The sequence below is a fragment of the Brevibacillus invocatus genome (genome assembly GCF_003710915.1).
In the GTDB taxonomy this organism is placed as follows: Bacteria; Bacillota; Bacilli; order Brevibacillales; family Brevibacillaceae; genus Brevibacillus; species Brevibacillus invocatus.
This window is the reverse complement of record NZ_RHHR01000069.1, coordinates 1-1,324: the sequence shown is the minus strand read 5'-3', so window position 1 is coordinate 1,324 and position 1,324 is coordinate 1. Positions and strand designations below refer to the sequence as shown.

At 45.1% G+C, this 1,324-nt stretch carries 1 protein-coding gene; it reads left to right on the top strand.

The window, feature by feature from the left end; all coding sequences use genetic code 11:
- Positions 1-368 precede the first annotated feature (368 nt).
- Entirely contained in the window at positions 369-983 is a 615-nt protein-coding gene (locus tag EDM52_RS23620; protein WP_122911350.1) for a helix-turn-helix domain-containing protein, read from the top strand.
- Positions 984-1,324: the final 341 nt, after the last annotated feature.

Here is a 1,324-nt window from a genome sequence, read left to right as displayed (position 1 = left end):
TCTTCTGATACCAGCTTAACAGGATAAGGGGGTATGACTCAAATCCAATTTTGGGGCTTAAGAGATTCCATGAAACCGCAACTAAGCCCATATTCATCCCGATAGGGAGGGTGGGACAATAAAAAGTTTACCTTCTTTGCAACAATCTACGAGGATGAAACGATGTTTATGGTGCAAGGGATAGAGACCGCAATGTCAATCGCAACTAAACAGTATGGTGTTCCGACTATTAGGGTGTATGGGTAAAAAACAATCTGGTGACGACCAGTTTGCATATAGTATTTGGGAAGGTCATGTGGTAATGGCTAGCCGCCCTCCCAACTTCATTGCCGCCGCAGGGCGGAACACTAACGAGGAGGGCAACGAAAATGAATGACTTATGGCTAAAAAAGAACAACCAAGCCGCCAATGCGTACATGGATGAAGTGAGTCGAGCGAATCAGTTCACGTCCCACCACAATGCCTACATCAAAGTACCGCTAAAGATTCTACGGTGTATTGGCTTGAGTGCGTATGAGAAGCTAATCCTAATGGATTTAATCGCTTACATGAGCGATAAGACGCTGTGCTATCCCACTATCAAGATGATTGCCCGTGATGTTGGCTGTAGTTCCAAGTCAATAGAGCGGCACATCAAAGAACTTGTCGACAAGAAGCTGATACTGGTCAGCCAAGACCGCAAGAACAACACGTACTACTTACCGAATTATCTTCATTGCCACCCATATCTGCTGATGAGCGAGAAGACATATGAGTTTATCGGCGGTGTGCGGAAGCAAGTCAACGAACGAGAGTTGACGTTGTGGATGCAAGGGATAGTAAAGCGTGACGAGTTCAAGGCGTTCACCGCCCAACTGCAAAAGCTACATGAGTCCCGCTTCCCGACGGACAAGTTTGCGGAGAAGGAGATACTGGACAGCTACGCTCAATTCCTGAAAGAGGAATTAGCAAAGCGATTTCCACCCGATGTGAACGGGCAATAATGACTTGCCTGTTATTTCAACCGACTCTGTGTTCTGATAACCGTCAGTCAGTCTGTTGAAGGATGCAAAACAGCCGCTGTAGACAAATTGTCTCCGATTTGGACAGATTGTCGGTTATCGTGGACAAATTGTCTGCAATGTGGACACAGAGTCTGTTGTAAACAGACTGAAAGTCTAACTAATAAGAATCATTAACTCAACTTTCGCAGAGCGAAAATGAGCGTATTCCCTTGGTACAACAAGTTTAAAGCCGATTTTAGAATGCTCCTTGAAAAATAGAAAAACACCACTCCGTTTGGTAAAGTGAAAGTGTCGAGGAATCACTACCATACAGGAGAGGT